General features: G+C 50.3%; 14 protein-coding genes. 7 read left to right on the forward strand and 7 right to left on the reverse strand.

Features of this window, described 5'->3' with window-relative positions; all coding sequences use genetic code 11:
• The first annotated feature begins 192 nt into the window (after window positions 1-192).
• Complete coding sequence (locus MN202_RS12895; protein ID WP_335736538.1) at window positions 193-960, forward strand: class II glutamine amidotransferase; 768 nt, start codon at window positions 193-195, stop codon at window positions 958-960.
• On the opposite strand, the gene MN202_RS12900 is transcribed toward MN202_RS12895, so the two are convergent.
• From MN202_RS12900 to cmoA, 7 genes are all read right to left on the reverse strand, one after another.
• A complete protein-coding gene (locus tag MN202_RS12900) occupies window positions 939-1,691 on the reverse strand; it encodes a DUF3108 domain-containing protein (RefSeq protein ID WP_335736539.1) in 753 nt (250 codons plus the stop codon). The genes MN202_RS12895 and MN202_RS12900 overlap by 22 nt on opposite strands.
• Entirely contained in the window at window positions 1,675-2,322 is a 648-nt protein-coding gene (purN, locus tag MN202_RS12905; RefSeq protein ID WP_335736540.1) for a phosphoribosylglycinamide formyltransferase, read from the reverse strand. Before purN ends, MN202_RS12900 begins: the two co-directional genes overlap by 17 nt.
• A gap of 8 nt (window positions 2,323-2,330) precedes the next feature.
• A complete protein-coding gene (gene purM, locus MN202_RS12910; protein ID WP_335736541.1) occupies window positions 2,331-3,374 on the reverse strand; it encodes a phosphoribosylformylglycinamidine cyclo-ligase in 1,044 nt (347 codons plus the stop codon).
• A gap of 78 nt (window positions 3,375-3,452) precedes the next feature.
• Window positions 3,453-3,860: a hypothetical protein gene (locus MN202_RS12915; protein ID WP_335736542.1), complete on the reverse strand. Its 408-nt coding sequence runs from the start codon at window positions 3,858-3,860 to the stop codon at window positions 3,453-3,455.
• 7 nt (window positions 3,861-3,867) lie between these two features.
• On the reverse strand, window positions 3,868-4,764 hold the full coding sequence (locus MN202_RS12920) for a LysR family transcriptional regulator (protein ID WP_335736543.1): 897 nt from the start codon (window positions 4,762-4,764) through the stop codon (window positions 3,868-3,870).
• A 25-nt stretch (window positions 4,765-4,789) separates the two neighbouring features.
• A complete protein-coding gene (gene cmoB, locus MN202_RS12925; RefSeq protein WP_335736544.1) occupies window positions 4,790-5,755 on the reverse strand; it encodes a tRNA 5-methoxyuridine(34)/uridine 5-oxyacetic acid(34) synthase CmoB in 966 nt (321 codons plus the stop codon).
• Between the two features lie 25 nt (window positions 5,756-5,780).
• Window positions 5,781-6,506, reverse strand: coding sequence for a carboxy-S-adenosyl-L-methionine synthase CmoA (cmoA, locus tag MN202_RS12930; RefSeq protein WP_335736545.1), 726 nt, complete (start codon window positions 6,504-6,506; stop codon window positions 5,781-5,783).
• Window positions 6,507-6,726: 220 nt separating this feature from the next.
• On the opposite strand from cmoA, the gene MN202_RS12935 reads away from it, so the two are divergent.
• The 6 genes from MN202_RS12935 to ruvB all read left to right on the forward strand — a co-directional run bounded on the left by MN202_RS12935 (window position 6,727) and on the right by ruvB (window position 14,419).
• On the forward strand, window positions 6,727-9,546 hold the full coding sequence (locus tag MN202_RS12935; protein WP_335736546.1) for a transporter substrate-binding domain-containing protein: 2,820 nt from the start codon (window positions 6,727-6,729) through the stop codon (window positions 9,544-9,546).
• 87 nt (window positions 9,547-9,633) lie between these two features.
• Window positions 9,634-11,412: an aspartate--tRNA ligase gene (aspS, locus tag MN202_RS12940; protein ID WP_335736547.1), complete on the forward strand. Its 1,779-nt coding sequence runs from the start codon at window positions 9,634-9,636 to the stop codon at window positions 11,410-11,412.
• 62 nt (window positions 11,413-11,474) lie between these two features.
• Window positions 11,475-12,218, forward strand: coding sequence for a YebC/PmpR family DNA-binding transcriptional regulator (locus MN202_RS12945; RefSeq protein WP_335736548.1), 744 nt, complete (start codon window positions 11,475-11,477; stop codon window positions 12,216-12,218).
• Between the two features lie 13 nt (window positions 12,219-12,231).
• Window positions 12,232-12,756 carry a crossover junction endodeoxyribonuclease RuvC gene (gene ruvC / locus MN202_RS12950; protein ID WP_335736549.1) on the forward strand — a complete coding sequence of 175 codons (525 nt, stop codon included), beginning with the start codon at window positions 12,232-12,234 and terminating at the stop codon, window positions 12,754-12,756.
• 28 nt (window positions 12,757-12,784) lie between these two features.
• Window positions 12,785-13,405, forward strand: a complete 621-nt coding sequence (gene ruvA / locus MN202_RS12955) for a Holliday junction branch migration protein RuvA (RefSeq protein WP_335736550.1) — start codon at window positions 12,785-12,787, stop codon at window positions 13,403-13,405.
• A 3-nt stretch (window positions 13,406-13,408) separates the two neighbouring features.
• Complete coding sequence (gene ruvB / locus MN202_RS12960) at window positions 13,409-14,419, forward strand: Holliday junction branch migration DNA helicase RuvB (protein ID WP_335736551.1); 1,011 nt, start codon at window positions 13,409-13,411, stop codon at window positions 14,417-14,419.
• The last annotated feature ends 365 nt before the right edge of the window (window positions 14,420-14,784 follow it).

The following is a 14,784-nucleotide window of genomic DNA, read 5'->3' on the forward strand; positions in this document are numbered from 1 at the left end:
TTTGCTCCTGATAAGAGGTCTGACCACTATCCGGCTAGAGTAGAACGCTTTAGCTAAAGTTGCAAGCCCTGAACAGCGTTGTTGTATAAAGTGATTGTCAACTTAAGGTGCAACTCGTAGGCTTATACGCATAAGCATAGCCGTTTGGCTCAGATTCGCCTGTCAGAAGCAGGTTTTAAGCTAAGGATTTATATGTGTGAGCTGCTGGGAATGTCGGCGAATGTGCCGACCGATATTTGTTTCAGCTTTAAAGGCTTAAAAGAGCGTGGCGGCCGCACCGGACCACACAAAGACGGTTGGGGCGTGGCCTTTTACGAAAATAAGGGGGTATGCACCTTTAAAGATGCTTTGCCCAGCTATCAGTCTGAAATTGCCCGCCTGGTGTCCGACTATCCGATTAAAAGCTGTGCTGTGATTGCCCATGTGCGCCAGGCGAACCGGGGCAGAGTGGCACTGGAAAACACCCATCCGTTTACGCGGGAACTCTGGGGCCGTTATTGGACCTATGCACACAATGGCCAGCTTAGCGGTTATGCTGAGCTGCCGGTGGCACGTTTTACCCCGGTAGGTACTACCGACAGTGAACGGGCTTTTTGCTATTTACTCAGTGAGCTGGACCAGCGTTATCCCAACAAGGCGCCAAGTCGCAAAGCGGCATTTAAGTTTATCCAGCGTAAATGCAAAGCGCTGCAAAAACTCGGCGTATTTAATATGCTGCTGACCGATGGCGAGTACTTGCTAACTTACTGCACCACTAAGCTGCATTGGATCACCCGCCGCGCGCCCTTTGGTGTGGCACGTTTGTCTGATGTCGATGTCGATATTGATTTTACAACAGAAACCACACCTAATGATGTGGTAACGATTATTGCTACCGAGCCACTGACCAATAATGAGCAGTGGCACCGGATGCAAGCAGGGGAGAGTCAGTTATTCCGTTACGGCGAGCCGTTAGCCTGAACCTCAGGTGTTAACCACTCCAGTTTGTGTAACTGCACATCAAACTGTTCAACGTTGTCTTCGCCGCGCCATAGGCGTACCAGCATATAGTCGAGCTCCGGTGCCAGCCAGGCGTAAACCTGTTTTTCGTTGCTGCTGTCGATGCGGGCGATACGGATGGTGTTAACGTTGCCGTAAGGTAATGGTAGCACTTCTTCGGTAACCACTTTGTAATGGTACATTTTGCTGTTGCCATTGCGGTTTAACACATTGTAATGAAACTCGGTTTTACCGGCCTTTAAATCCAGTGCCAGTTGTAGCTGGTAACTGATTTGATCCTGCCAGTCATCCTGCCAGCTAACCGGCTTGGTTTTTTGCATTTTGCCTTCGGCCAGGGTTTTATTTTGCGGATCAAGATTCAGCTCATAGTAACGATTTGGCCCACTGCCCGAACGCTGCATAACATAACGCAATGGCTGGATCTGACCATCCTGTACGGTAAAATCTGAAGTTTCCTGCCGTTTGTCAGAGAAGATCATCCAACTGATGTCGCTGCTGTAGCCCAGCTGATAACGCTGGTCGCTAAGCTTGAGATAACGCTGGGCGTCACCATGTTTTTTGCCGGCGCGATACACTATGTAGTCGGCGTTAAAGCCGTTAAATGCCTGGGCGGGTTGCGCTGGCACTGCGGTGCTCAACGAGGCTAACAGTAAAAATGGCGCCCATAAGCGCCAGTTATTCATCTTCATCATTGGCATAACCGTTGGCTGCTAATACTTGGCCATCCAACCTTGCCTGATCTGCATGCTGTTGTAAACGGTTTTGACAAAACCAGCGTACCACCAAAGGGTAAATTCGGTGTTCTTGTTCGTGTACGCGTTCGGCCAGACTTTCGGCGTCATCGTCGCTAAATACCGGCACTTTCGCCTGCAACACTACCGGGCCGCCATCCAGCTCGTCGGTTACAAAATGCACACTGCAGCCATGCTCGCTGTCGTTGTTATCAATAGCGCGCTGGTGCGTGTGCAGCCCCTGATATTTGGGTAACAGTGACGGGTGAATATTCAGCAGACGGCCATGGTAACGCTGAACAAAAGCCGGCGTTAAGATACGCATAAAGCCGGCCAGCACTACCAGATCCGGTTGATGCTGATCTATAGCGTCGGCCAGAGCAATATCATATTGCTCACGGTCTTTATAGGTTTTATGGCTTAGTACCTGAGTGCTAAGCCCGGCTTCATTGGCGCGAACCAGACCGTAAGCATTGGCTTTGTTGGCAATTACTGCGCTGATGCGTCCGGGAATAAAGCCGCTGCTGCAGGCGTCAATAATAGCCTGCAGGTTAGAACCACTGCCGGAGATCAGTACCACTATAGATTTCATCGCCAGCCTTATTCGTTAATCACTACCAGCTCGTCGCCATCTGCAGCAGATTGAATTTCGCCCAGATGCCATACAGTTTCGCCGGCATCACGCAGTATACTGATGGCTTGTTGCAGCTTGTCTTGCGGCACGACTACCAGCATACCCACACCACAGTTAAAGGTGCGGTACATTTCATGGCGGCTAATATTGCCCTGCTGTTGCAGCCAGTTAAAAATGGCTGGCCACTGCCAGCTGTTGCCGTCGATAACCGCTTTAGTATTGGCTGGTAATACCCGGGGAATATTTTCCCAGAAACCACCACCGGTAATATGACACAGCGCATGCACCGGAGTTTGTTTAAACAGGCTAAGCAGGTTTTTCACATAAATGCGCGTTGGTTCAAGCAGGTGATCAGCGAGTGATTTACCTTCTAACAGCGTGTCCGGGCTCTGACCGCTCACTTCCAGTACTTTACGGATTAATGAAAAACCGTTGGAGTGCGGGCCCGATGAGGCCATGGCGATTAACTGGTCGCCCGGCTGTACTTTGCTGCCGTCAATAATATCGGCTTTTTCTACTACACCCACACAGAAACCGGCGATGTCGTAGTCTTCGCCGTGATACATACCCGGCATTTCAGCTGTTTCGCCGCCAACCAGGGCACAACCAGACTGATAACAACCTTCAGCAATACCATTAACCACGGCTGAGGCCGTATCAACATACAGCTTGCCGGTAGCATAGTAATCCAGGAAAAACAGAGGCTCAGCACCTTGTACTACCAGATCGTTAACACACATAGCGACCAGATCAATACCAACGCCGTCATGACGTTTTAAATCCATCGCCAGACGCAGTTTAGTGCCAACACCGTCAGTGCCTGACACCAATACCGGCTCTTTGTAACCGGCCGGAATTTGGCACAGCGCGCCAAAGCCACCTAAACCACCCATAACTTCTGGGCGACGTGTGCGTTTGACGGCGCCTTTTATCCGTTCAACTAACGCATTACCTGCGTCAATATCAACTCCGGCGTCTTTGTAGCTTAACGATGTTTTCTGCTCGCTCACGGCAATCCTCGAATGACTGAAAGTGGAAAGGCTAAAAATTGGCGGCATTTTACCTGTATAACGGCTCAGACAAAAGCCTTACTGCATAGCATTTGCCATTGCTTGCTTCACATAGTTTTTCAGGCTGATAGCATTGTCTTGCATGATCTTGTAATAACATACTGATCCAAATGGAAATTCTTTGTCATGGTATTGCACATAAATAAAAGGTGCTGTGCTATCGACCTTATTTTGTTGCCACTGGCCACCCGAAGCGGCGATAAACACTTCACCTATATATGCGCCCAGCATATTGCACAGGGTAAAAATCATCTCTGCCGAATGCTGTTGCGCCAGCTCGCGTTGGTGCAGCTCTGACAAAATGCTATCTACCAGCGCCAGGCTGTCCAGACTGTGGTCCAGCGTAATGTGATGTTCTTCATTGGCATAGCGCACGGCATCGGTAGCCGCTGCCTGCATAAGTTCGCTTAATTGTTGTTGTTGCATAAATGCCTCAGGTTTTATTGTGCACGGCCAGCAATAACTGCCGTAACTGTTTACTGCCGGGCCCCAGCGTATCCTGCTGCGGGGCAATCAATGAAATGTTGGCCAGACGTTCACTGCTGTTACTCACTTTAAGCTGCACCAGCGAACCTTCGGCAATGGCGTTAGCCACCAGAAAATCGGGTAGCCAGCAAAAGCCCAGCCCCAGTTGCAGGATTTCGATCGCTTCGTAAAAATTATCTACCGTCCAGCGCTGCTCTGCGCGCAGCCAGCCGGCATGTTCCTGCGGCTTTTGCGCGGTATCGCGAATAACCAGCTGTAAATGCTGACTCAGTTCATTCTGGTCCGGCTCGGAAATACTTGCCAGCGGATTAGTGTGGCTGGTTACCGGAATAAAGCGGGTGCTGTACAGCGGCTCACCCAAATACCCTTTAGGTACCACGGCCGAGGCTGCAATAACCAAATCTGCGCGCTTGTGTTGGATAATTTCGGCACTACCGGTAATCACAGTGTCTATTATCTGGATCCGGCTGCCGCGACTAAGCGGATAAAAGGCTGCTAATGCCTGATTCAGATAGTGCCTGGGGTAGGCCAGTTCCACTGCGATGCGGATTTCCGGCTCCCAGCCCTGGTTAATATTCGCCGCCAACAACTCAAGATCTTCCACCTGCTGGGTTAGCAGGCGGGAGCGGCGCAGCATTACTTCACCAGCGGGTGTCAGGTAGGCTTTGCGGCCACGCACTTCGAGTAATTCAACACCAAGCTGGGTTTGCAGTTTGGCAACGGCATGATTTAGCGAGGACTGGCTTTTATTCAGCACCTCAGCAGCCTGAGCATAGCCACCGGCGTCGACAACTGCCTGCAGGATACGCCATTGTTCCAGTGTTGAGCGGGGGCGATAAGGCATAAGGTGCAGCTATACTCCGTAGCAATTAACTATTGGCAATAATCACTGCCCGCAGTGGGGCCGGGTAGCCTTCAATGGTTTTACTATGATCAGTTGCATCGAGAAAATCAATTAAACTTTCATTCTCCATCCAGGCGGTTTTACGCTGTTCATCTAAGGTGGTGCGGTTTAAGTCGGCCAGCCGTACCTGGCTAAAGCCTAAGCGATGCAACCAGTGTGTCAATGCCGCGACACTGGGAATAAACCAGACATTGCGCATCTTGGCGTAGCGCTCGCCGGGTACCAGCACGGTGTGCTCATCGCCTTCTACTACCAGAGTTTCCAACACCAGTTCGCCACCGGGGCGTAGTTGATTTTTTAGCTGCTGCAAAAAATCCAGCGGTGAGCGGCGGTGGTACAGCACACCCATTGAAAACACCGTATCAAATTGCTTTAGCGCAGGCATATCGTCGATACCAATCGGGATCAGGTTGACTGCCGGGTCGGGATTAAAATGTTTTATCGCCTGAAACTGCGCATAAAACAGCTGCGAAGGGTCAATACCTACGACAAATTCTGCGCCTTCACCGCGCATACGCCACAGGTGGTAACCACTGCCGCATCCCACATCCAACACCGTGCGTTTTGCCAATGGGGCGATGTGCGGCAACAGCCGATCCCATTTAAAGTCAGAGCGCCATTCGGTATCTATGTCGATACCATGAATATCAAAGGGGCCTTTACGCCAGGGTTTTAATTGCTGCAGTAAATAACGGATTTGCTGTGCTTCACCGCTACTGATATCCGCGGCGCTGCCAAACTGCACCTTTGTTTTTAGTTCAATAGCGCTGACGGCTGTCGCCGGTAAATTACTAATGGTTTTTTGCCACTGTTTAAAGTCGCCATGCAGGGCGTCTTTGCTCCAAATGGCCAGTTGTGCCGGCAAGGTTTCTAACCAGCGATGCAGTTTATTGCTGGCGAGTTGGGCATAAAAAGGTGTGAAGTCGAGCATAGCTAACCTTATGTAGCTGCGGCCATTATTTAATGGCCAGCATTGAGCAAAAATTAAAACATTGAAACCACAACGTCTGGCTGCTAAAACCGGCTTGCTGTAAGCGTTGCTGATGCTCTTGCAGGGTGTCGGGTTTCATCACGTTTTCCAGCGCGCTGCGTTTCTGGCTGATTTCCAGCTCGCTGTAACCATTGGCGCGTTTAAAGTCGTGGTGCAGTTCGATTAACAGCTCATTGGCTATGCTGTCGGCGTTAATCAGTTTTTCAGACAAAATAAGCACAGCACCTGGCTTTAGGCCCTGATACACCTTATTAATTAGCGCGTCACGATCTTCTTTGGGCAAAAACTGCAAGGTAAAGTTAATCACCACTACCGCAGCATTTTCTATTACTTGCTGCCGGATGTCTGCCAGCTTAACCTCAACTGGTACGTCAGAGCGAAACGCCTGTAAGTGCCTTTCGCAGCGCTCTACCATAGCTGTGCTGTTATCCACCGCAATAATGCGGCTGTTGGCAGCACTGATATTGCGCCGCATCGCCAGGGTGGCTGCGCCCAACGAGCAGCCCAAATCGTAGTAATGGCTGTCGCTCTGCTGAAAACGGCTGGTCAGTTTGCCGATAGTCTGAATAATAGTAGCGTAGCCTGGCACAGAGCGCTGGATCATGTCCGGAAACACATCAGCGACCTGATCATCAAAGCGGAAATCCTGCACCTGGGCCAGTGGCTCGGCGAAAATGGCATCTTTTTGCATAGTGTTTTATCGGCTTATCGCACGGTACGCTAACCGCGCATCAAAATTAAAGTGGCGCTATTTTACCGTAAAAGCGCCAAACACTACAGCAAACTGAATTGCCATTGTAATGTCACCGGACGTTGGCAGTTGTCAGCATGGCGCGATCTGACGTTGCTGGCTTGACCTTAATTGAGTGGCAGCGTAAAACTAAATGACCGCATTGAGGAAGCATAACATAGTGATATTGAGATTTTTTGCCTGTTTGCTGTTGCTGATTTCGATTGATATCCAAGCTGAAGGCAACGCCGCCGGACTGCCAGACCCGCTGCTGATTGCCATCAGCAATGATACTTATCCTTACATGTTTACTGATGAGCAAGGTGAGGCTGCCGGCTTGGTAGTGGATTACTGGCAAGACGTGGCAAAGAGACAAAATATAACCGTGCGTTTTATTGCCGCCGACTGGTCAGAAACTTTGCAGCTGCTCGATAGCGGTCAGGTGCATTTACACGGTGGCATAGCCCGCACCGATGAACGTTCGGCACGGTACGCGATGGGCGCCACCGGCATAGCAATTTACAGTAATATTTTTGTTCACCGCGATATTCCGCACCTTACCCGGCTGTCTCAACTGACACCCTTTGCCATAGGTGTGGTGGCGCAGTCCAGTCATGTTGATACCATATTGCAGCAGGTACCAGCTGCACTGCTCAAGCCATATCCCAATGTAACGGCTATGTATGATGCTGCCCTTGCCGGTGACATAAAAGTGATGACCGGGCTTGATCGCCTGCCTCCGCGTTATCACCGTCATACAGAACTGGTGATGCAATTTCCGCTGTACCGTAAAATCCCGTTGCGTAATATTATGCTGAGTTACGCCACCGACAAAAATACCACCTTATTAGCGGCAATACAGCGCGTTACCGCAGAGATTGAACCGGCTTTTCTGGAGCGGTTAGAACGGCGTTGGTTGGGCGTAGAAGCCGACGAAGACACGCTATTGCTTGGGGTGCCAATAGATAATCCGCCTTATATGCATGTTACCCAACAAGGTGAAGCCCAGGGCTTGTTTGTGGATTTATGGCAACAATGGTCTGAGCACACCGGTCAGAAAATTGCCTTTGTACCCGATACCTCGTTAAACAGTTTGCATAATCTGGTGAAAGGCCGCATAGATGTTTTGGTTGCTTTTCCGGACAACCAAAACCTGCCTGTCGGTATTGCACCGGCCTACCATCTGTATAATTTTCCGTCCGAGTTTTACTATCTGAAACGCAATGCTATCACCGATTTAACCGATTTAGCCTCCGGCAAAATCGCCATTTTTGCCAACGCACCTTATGCTGATACGTTACAACAGCGCTATCCACAGCTGGAATTTATACGTTATCGTCAGCTACCGGAGATGATTGCTGGCGTATTAAATGGCGAACTGGCAGGCTTTTTTGGCGCCTCGGCTATTATCCCGCAGCGTCTACAGCAGCTTAATCTGACTGACATCTTTGCATCAGTAGCCGATTCTGAGCTGGTATCCCCTATGTATAGCCTGGTGCAACAACAGCAAACCGAGCTGGCTGAGCAGATCCGCCGCGGTTTTGCCCAAATGCCATTAGACACCCTGGTGCAGACAGAGCAGCGCTGGCTGACGGATGCATCGCAGTACTATTTTTCGCGCTTTCGCCAGCAAATCCCGCTAACCGAGGATGAACAAGATTGGCTAAAGCAACATAAAGTGTTGCGGGTGGGGATGTTGCGCAACTGGCCGCCGATGGAATTTGCCGACGAGGACGGATTGCCGGCCGGGGTTACCGTGGACATGTTTAATCTGCTGGCTGAGCGTCTGAATGCCAGCTTTGAGTTTCAGCTGTTTGATGATTTTGACAGCATGTTGCAACAGTTGCAGCAGCAACAGTTAGATTTGATAGCCAATGTGTCTGATCGCAAAGACCGGCACGGTTACGCCAAATTTAGCGATGTGTTCTGGCCGACACAACTGGCCGTGATCTCTGACAGCAGCCGACAGTCTGTTACCGGTATTGCAGATTTGTATGGCAGTAAGGTAGCCATTTATCAGGACTATGAATTAGCCCGGCAATTGCCGCAGCTGCATCCGCAGATCAACGTAGTTGCGGTGCAGGATTTGGCTCAGGGGCTGATGTTGCTGCAACGCAACGAGGTCGATTTTGCGCTGGACACGGTTGAATCAGCCAGCGAAACCTTAAAACAAACCGGTATGCTTGGCCTTAGGGCCTATGTGGTTGATGATTTACCGCATTATGCGTCTTTAATTGCAGTGCGCAAAGATTTTGCTCCGTTGGTAGTAATGCTAAACAAAGGTTTGCGCAGCATCAGTAGTGAAGAGCGGCAACAGTTGTACCAAAAATGGTTTAGTTTTCAGATCTCACAAGGCATGGACCGACAGCAACTGAATACGTTGATGTGGCGTATTGGTGGCGCAGTGGCCCTGTTACTGCTGTTTGTGGTGTTATGGAATGTATCGCTAAGACGCGAAGTGGCATTGCGGCGCAAAGCCGAGCAGAAAATGCGTTTTATGGCGACACATGATGATTTAACCCAGCTGCCTAATCGCAGTTTAATTAAAGAGCGTATCGAGCAGGCGTTGCTACAGCATGCCCGCCACAATGAGATTATGGCGCTGTTATTTATTGATCTGGATGGCTTTAAAGAAGTAAATGACGCCTATGGCCACGATGCCGGTGACGAGCTGCTGCTAAAATTGGCCGGGCTGCTGGATAACGCCGTGCGAAAAAGTGACACCGTAGCCCGCTTTGGCGGTGACGAATTTGTGGTGTTGCTAACCGGTTTACTCAGCCGGGACGATGCCGCTATCGTGGCGGAAAAAATATTACATCAAATGAGCATGCCGATAACCTTGTCGGTCGGTGAAGTGCAGGTTGGCGCCAGTATTGGCATCGCCGTCTACCCTTATGACGGCACAGACAGTGCTAAATTACTCAAAGTTGCCGATAGCCTGATGTACCGTATCAAGCAGCAGGGTAAAAACCGCTATTGTTTTTCTAAGGTAGCGTTTTAGTAGCAACGGGCAGTGACATTAGGCCTCATTTCTATATAATTAGCCGTCATTTATGTACTGCTGATTAGCAAGTAGAGGGAAGGTTTAATGCGTAGCCATTATTGCGGTTTGTTAACCGCACAACATGTTGGGCAACAAGTGTCTTTGTGCGGCTGGGTTAACCGGCGTCGTGATCTGGGTGGATTGATTTTTTTAGACTTGCGCGACCGCGAAGGTATGGTGCAGGTGGTATGCGATCCGGATTTAAAAGACCTGTTTGATGTTGCTTATACACTGCGCAATGAATTTTGTATTCAGATTAAAGGCCAGGTACGGGCACGGCCGGACTCGCAAATTAATAAAGATATGGCCACCGGTGCTGTAGAAGTTTACGCCAGCGAATTAATTATCCTCAATAAAGCTGCGCCGCTGCCACTGGATTCCAACCAAAATAACAGTGAAGAGCAACGGTTAAAGTACCGTTATCTCGACCTGCGCCGGCCAATGATGACCGAGCGGCTGAAGTTTCGCGCTAAAGTCACCAGCTTTGTGCGTAATTTTATGGACAGCCATGGTTTTATGGATGTCGAAACGCCAATTCTGACAAAAGCTACACCAGAAGGTGCGCGCGATTATTTAGTGCCCAGCCGCACACACAAAGGTGAGTTTTTTGCTCTGCCTCAATCGCCACAGCTGTTTAAGCAATTGCTGATGATGTCTGGCCTGGACCGCTACTACCAGATTGTTAAGTGTTTCCGCGATGAAGACTTACGCGCTGACCGGCAGCCGGAATTTACCCAGATAGATATTGAAACCTCGTTTATGAGTGCCGAGCAGGTGATGCAGGTGACCGAGCAGATGGTGGTAGAGATGTTTAACCAACTGCTGGGTGTCGATTTAGGCACAATGCCACGTATGCAGTATTGGGAAGCGATGCGGCTGTACGGCTCTGACAAGCCGGATTTACGCAACCCGATGCAGTTTGTTGATGTAGCAGACTTACTGAAAGACGTAGAGTTTAAAGTATTCTCCGGCCCGGCTAACGACGCTAAAGGCCGGGTGGTGGCATTAAAAGTACCGGGGGCTGCCGAGAAAGTATCGCGTAAAGACATCGATAACTACACCAGCTTTGTCGGTATTTATGGTGCCAAAGGCTTGGCCTGGATGAAGGTCAATGACACTAATGCCGGTGCTGAGGGCGTGCAATCGCCGGTAGCGAAATTTTTAACGCCAGACATTATTGCCACTATTATTGCGCGTACCGAAGCGCAAAACGGCGATTTAATTTTCTTTGGTGCCGACAGCTACAAGGTGGTGTGCGAAGCCATGGGCGCATTGCGTTTAAAGCTGGGAGAAGATTTAGGCATTACCGAGCCGGGCTGGAAGCCGTTGTGGGTAGTAGACTTCCCGATGTTTGAAGAAAATGATGATGGTAGCTTTTCTGCCGTGCATCACCCCTTTACATCGCCGCTGGATACAGACGCATTTTTAACGACTGCCAATAGCGAGCTTGAGCTGGGTAAATTGCTGTCCAATGCCTATGATATGGTATTAAACGGTACTGAACTCGGTGGTGGCTCGGTGCGTATTCACAGTGCAGACGTGCAGGCTAAGGTATTTACCCTGCTCGGCATTAGCGATGAAGAAGCGGCGGAAAAATTTGGCTTCTTACTGGAAGCATTAAAATACGGTACACCACCGCATGCCGGTTTGGCGTTTGGTCTGGACCGTCTGGTGATGTTAATGACCGGTGCAACCTCTATTCGTGATGTTATGGCATTCCCTAAAACTGCCACGGCGGCTTGCCCGTTAACTGATGCCCCTGGCGCAGCTAACCCGGCGCAGCTGACCGAGCTTGGCATAGCGGTGGTAGCCAAAGCACAATAATATAGTGATCTGTTCTGCAATACCGTGGCAGCCATCCGGCTGCCACAACTAAGGAGTAACTGATGGCCGGCCATAGCAAATGGGCGAACATGAAGCATCGCAAAGCCCGTCAGGATGCGAAAAAAAATAAAATTTTTACCAAAATCATCCGCGAGTTAACTGTCGCAGCCCGTTTAAACCCTGATATCACTGCTAACCCCCGGCTGCGGCTGGCGGTAGATAAAGCCTTATCTGAAAACATGACCCGCGACACCATAGATCGCGCGATTAAACGCGGTGCCGGTGCCAGCGAGGGCGAAAACTACGAAGAGTTAGTATACGAAGGTTATGGCCCGAATGGCGTAGCGGTGATAGTCGAAACCATGACCGATAATCACAAACGTACTGTAGCTGATGTGCGCCATGCTTTTACCAAAGCGGGTGGCAGCCTGGGTACCAATGGCTCGGTAGCGTATTTATTCAGCCGCCGCGGTGTACTGATTTTTGCCCCTGGTGTTAATGAAGATGCATTAATGGAAGCTGCACTGGACGCTGGCGCTGAAGACATTGTTGGCCACGATGATGGCAGCTTTGAAGTATTAACGGCGCCGGAGCAGTTTAACGATGTCAAAGATACGCTGCAGGCGGCTGGTTTTAGCCCGGACAGCGCCGACGTAACGTTGATCCCGTCGACCCGGGCCGAAGTCGATGCCGATCATGCCAGTGCCTTTTTTAAATTGCTCGACCAGTTAGAAGACTCAGACGATGTGCAAAACGTGTATCACAACGCCGAAATCAGTGATGAACTGATGGCAGAGTACGGCTAAGCATGGCGTATCTGTGAATATTATTTTGGGCATAGATCCGGGCAGCCGCTTAACCGGTTACGGTGTTGTACGCCAGGTTGGCATGCAATTCGAGTATGTCGCCAGCGGCTGTATCCGGCTAAGCACCAGCGATTTACTGCCCGAGCGCTTGCTGGATATTTTCAACGGTGTCAGTGAAATAATCAGCCAAACCCAGCCGACTATTTTTGCCATTGAACAGGTGTTTATGGCGCGTAATGCCGACTCAGCGTTAAAGCTGGGCCAGGCTCGGGGCGCGGCTATTGTTGCGGCCAAGCACGCCGGGCTGCAGGTATACGAATATTCTGCACGCCAGGTTAAACAGTCGGTCGTCGGTACCGGTGCCGCAGATAAAGCCCAGGTGCAGCACATGGTGCGCAGCTTGTTAAAGTTACCGGCAAACCCGCAGGCCGATGCCGCCGATGCGCTTGCAGTAGCGCTGTGTCATGGGCATACTCAGCAAAGCTTAATCAGTTTAGCCGGACAAGCGCGCAAAACCGTGCGTGGCCGGTTACGCTGATGCCAACCTAATTCTATAAGCAGACCTTATGATTGGACGTTTACGCGGTATTTTGCTGGAAAAGCAGGCGCCGGATCTGTTAATTGAAGTAGCCGGTGTCGGCTATGAAGTGCAAATGCCGCTGACCAGCTTTTATCAGCTGCCGGCCAGCGGTGCTGAAGCCACGATTTATACCCACTTTGTTGTGCGCGAAGATGCCCAGCTGTTATACGGCTTTGTTAACCAGACCGAGCGGGCCTTGTTTCGCCAGCTTATTAAGGCCAATGGCGTAGGGCCCAAGCTGGCGCTGACGATTTTATCCGGCATGACAGCTCAGCAGTTTGTCCGCTGTGTACAATTGGATGATGTCAGCACCTTAGTTAAGTTACCTGGTGTGGGCAAAAAGACCGCTGAGCGCTTAGTGGTTGAAATGCGCGACCGGTTAAAGGATTGGGGCATAGCACCAAATACCCCGGTGACAGACGGTATAGTGTTGCAGGACGATGAGGCCATTTTCAGCCCGGAACAAACTGCCGAGCAAGATGCCGCCAGCGCCCTGGTGTCACTGGGCTACAGCCAGTTACAGGCCGACAAAGCCGTACAAAAGGTCAAGCAAAGCGGAATGAGCAGTGAACAGCTGATTAAAGCCGCGCTGCGGAGCATGATGTAAACCATGATAGAAGCAGATCGTTTAATTCAAACCAGTGCCACCCGTGAAGACGAGGTGATCGATCGCGCCATTAGGCCAAAAACCCTGGCCGATTACACCGGGCAACAGCATGTGTGTCAGCAGATGGCGATTTTTATTGAGGCGGCGCGCGGCAGGGGCGATCCGCTGGATCATCTGCTGATATTTGGCCCGCCAGGTTTGGGTAAAACCACACTGGCGATGATTGTGGCCAACGAAATGGGCGTAAATATTAAAACCACCTCTGGCCCGGTACTGGAGAAAGCCGGTGACTTAGCGGCCTTGCTGACAAATCTTGAACCCAACGACGTGCTGTTTATTGACGAAATTCACCGGTTAAGCCCGGTAGTAGAAGAAATTCTTTATCCGGCAATGGAAGATTACCAGTTGGATATCATGATCGGCGAAGGTCCGGCTGCCCGCTCGATTAAACTCGATTTGCCACCCTTTACTCTGGTAGGCGCGACAACCCGTGCCGGTGCATTAACTTCACCGCTGCGCGATCGCTTTGGTATAGTGCAGCGGCTGGAGTTTTATAAAGTGGCAGAGTTAACGCAGATCATACTGCGCTCGGCACATTTTTTAAATTTGGTGCTGGATGAAGCCGGCGCGGCAGAAATTGCCAGACGCTCGCGCGGCACACCACGTATTGCCAACCGTTTGCTGCGCCGGGTGCGCGACTACGCTCAGGTTAAAGCCAATGGTGAAGTAACGGTAGATATCGCCTCACAGGCTCTATTGATGGTAGATGTGGATGCAGAAGGCTTCGATTATATGGACCGTAAGCTTATTTTAGCCATTATCGAAAAGTTTATGGGGGGCCCGGTTGGCTTAGACAACCTGGCGGCTGCAATTGGTGAAGAAAAAGATACCATTGAAGATGTAATTGAGCCGTATTTAATTCAGCAGGGTTTTATTCAGCGCACACCGCGTGGTCGTATTGCCTCACCGCGGGCTTATAGCCACTTTGGCTTTGATTTACCAAAAAACGACTAAGCTAAATGCTAGTATCCACTAACTGGCTGGTGCTACAGCTAGGCGACAAGTTAAAGTGCAATACGAGCATAGCAGGCTATGTGAGTGTGGCGCTTTAATGCAGGCAACAACGCTGTAGTGCGAGCCAGGACGTGGATAAAAAAAAGCCCGCTTATATAAGCGGGCAATGCAACAAGTTGAAGGAGTGCTTCAAAAAAATCCAGGGAACATGTTGAAACAGCAATAAAATTTACGATAACCGCAAAGCTCATTACTTAAGTGATCTTTACTAAGGTACGGCAGCAGCTGCTTTCCCTTTGCGCTAGTTCAGAACACCTGCGTATGATAGATATTTGGAGTATTTACTTCAAACGAGAAAAACTGCT

Source organism: Rheinheimera muenzenbergensis, assembly GCF_036984005.1.
Lineage (GTDB): Bacteria > Pseudomonadota > Gammaproteobacteria > Enterobacterales > Alteromonadaceae > Alishewanella > Alishewanella muenzenbergensis.